Source organism: Bartonella sp. AA1HLJMS, from assembly GCF_042197445.1.
Lineage (GTDB): Bacteria > Pseudomonadota > Alphaproteobacteria > Rhizobiales > Rhizobiaceae > Bartonella.
This window is the reverse complement of the sequence record NZ_JBHIRW010000133.1, coordinates 1-2,020: the sequence shown is the minus strand read 5'-3', so window position 1 is coordinate 2,020 and position 2,020 is coordinate 1. Positions and strand designations below refer to the sequence as shown.

General features: G+C 33.4%; 4 protein-coding genes. 2 read left to right on the top strand and 2 right to left on the bottom strand.

Annotated elements, in window-relative coordinates; genetic code table 11:
• Nucleotides 1-138: 138 nt before the first annotated feature.
• A complete protein-coding gene (locus ACFIQE_RS09850; RefSeq protein ID WP_375624257.1) occupies nt 139-396 on the top strand; it encodes an AbrB/MazE/SpoVT family DNA-binding domain-containing protein in 258 nt (85 codons plus the stop codon).
• Entirely contained in the window at nt 396-728 is a 333-nt protein-coding gene (locus ACFIQE_RS09845; protein WP_375707650.1) for a type II toxin-antitoxin system PemK/MazF family toxin, read from the top strand. Before ACFIQE_RS09850 ends, ACFIQE_RS09845 begins: the two co-directional genes overlap by 1 nt.
• Nucleotides 729-920: 192 nt before the next feature.
• On the opposite strand, the gene ACFIQE_RS09840 is transcribed toward ACFIQE_RS09845, so the two are convergent.
• Nucleotides 921-1,217 (bottom strand): hypothetical protein, encoded by a 297-nt coding sequence (locus ACFIQE_RS09840; RefSeq protein ID WP_375707649.1) that lies wholly within the window; start codon nt 1,215-1,217, stop codon nt 921-923.
• Nucleotides 1,218-1,289: 72 nt separating this feature from the next.
• Nucleotides 1,290-1,790 (bottom strand): hypothetical protein, encoded by a 501-nt coding sequence (locus ACFIQE_RS09835; protein WP_375707648.1) that lies wholly within the window; start codon nt 1,788-1,790, stop codon nt 1,290-1,292.
• Nucleotides 1,791-2,020 lie beyond the last annotated feature (230 nt).

Sequence of the window (2,020 nt, the reverse complement as noted above, 5' to 3'; positions counted from 1 at the left end):
AACGCGCTTCATAAATATTTTGACAGAAAAACTAAATGGTAAATGTTTTATTGTTCTTTTTCCATAAAAGCATGAAAAGCTCTTGAAGAATATGCATTAGAATGTTATATTTTTATATAATATTAAAGGGAGTGTTTTATGCACACAACAAAATTACGTAAAGTTGGAGGGTCTGTTATGCTCTCTATACCGCCCGCATTGCTTGATGTTCTTCATCTTTCTGAAAACACGCAAGTGGGTTTGGCTATTGACAATGGACAATTGGTTGTAAAACCACAGGCATTCCCTAGCTATACTCTTGAAGAATTGTTAGCGCAATGTAATCCTTCAGATGATTTTGCGGATGGTGATATGGAGTGGTTTGATGCCAAACCTGTTGGCAGAGAGCTCTTGTAATGAAGCGGGGTGAAATTTGGTTTGTATCGCTTGACCCAACTTCTGGTTATGAGCAAAGAGGGGCGCCTCCTGTACTGATTGTGTCACCGGAGGCGTTTAATCGTGTAACAAAAACACCAGTTGTCTTGCCCATTACGAGTGGAGGAAATTTTGCGAGAACAGCAGGGTTTGCTGTTTCATTAGCAGGAACAGGATTACATACCACAGGTGTGATACGTTGTGATCAACCACGAGCTCTCGATATAGCAGCGCGTCAGGGAAAGAAAATGGAAACAGTTCCCCCCATGATTATGAATGAAGTGCTTGCCAAGCTATCAACATTTCTAACATAGTTTTTTTATGCATCTTTAAGAACGATGCTAAAGTAAGCAATGTGACGTGAAACGTTTCTCTGTATAACGCCTTGTAAAAGACTAAGGAAAATAATTCATTCTATTGTACGCAGAAGTGCCTCTTTTTGTTTCTAAAAATAAGAAAGATATGAAGTATTTGTTTTGTTTTATGATTTTTAGTATTTTTATTCTTCACTTATAGCTATTACAATCAACATCTTGAAATTTATCATAACCATAGTAATCTTTATGTTGCTGTTTTAACATTTTACATAGATTGTATAGATTAATATCAAATTTTTCGAGCACTTCGTTTGGAAGATCATATAAATTTCGAGGACCAACATCAAACATATCAACTGCATCAGCTAGGTTATTTGGAATGCGGTTCTCATCTGCATCTGATTTTTGTCCGCAGTTGGTAAGAAAAAGCACACTGATTACTATGATTAATAAGTAACTTATTTTTTTTGCTGATAAATAATTCATTATTTCTTTTATGGCTGGAGTTTAAGTGTATATTAAAGATTAAGGAAAAATGCTTAATAAATATTTTGATCGTTAGACAGTTCTCCAAATAAATTTGATCAATGCTATAAACGCTATAAGACAAATTAATATCAATGCTATAATCGCTACGATCCCTACAATTTCATCTAAATTTTGTATTATAGCAATAAAAATTAACACTCCTAAAAATGCTATTCCTAATACAGGATAAAATACAAAGGCTGCTGCCATAGCTGTATAGCATCCTGTTTGGAATTGGAGGGACAAGAGCTCATAAAATGCGCTGTCAATATTTTCATCTTTTAAACTTAGCTTTTCTTCTCTTGCACATGCACTTAGTATCAAAAAATACGATACAAATGCTACAAATATTGGTACAATTAATTTATCTTGTTGTTGATTGTCTAATCCGAAGGGATTAAAAGCAAGTATCATAAGACTAATTATAGCAAAGAACGGTAAAAACAAAATTAGTGTAAATATCTTTTTAATTCTGCATAAAGCAGCTTTTTTGAAAAATAACATTAATTCCCCCCACTTTTTGCTAGTCAATAATTTAGTGCTTCCATATAATTGATTCGTTGAGATGATACAATTGTGAGTGGTTGGTTGTTAAAGACACTAGATTTAGGTGAAAAAATAAAAAATACACAATATAGTGATTTTTTTTGTTGACAGGATATGAAAAATAGTGTTTTATGGCGCTGCTGTACTAGTCGAATTGCGTCTAGAATTACGGTAAAGGTATAACCTTTCTTATAAGTTTATATGATTGTTCAGAG

Coding starts and splice junctions, on each gene's coding strand:
- ACFIQE_RS09840 (WP_375707649.1), bottom strand. CDS start 1,217: ATGAATTATTTATCAGCAAAAAAAATAAGTTACTTATTAATCATAGTA.
- ACFIQE_RS09850 (WP_375624257.1), top strand. CDS start 139: ATGCACACAACAAAATTACGTAAAGTTGGAGGGTCTGTTATGCTCTCT.
- ACFIQE_RS09845 (WP_375707650.1), top strand. CDS start 396: ATGAAGCGGGGTGAAATTTGGTTTGTATCGCTTGACCCAACTTCTGGT.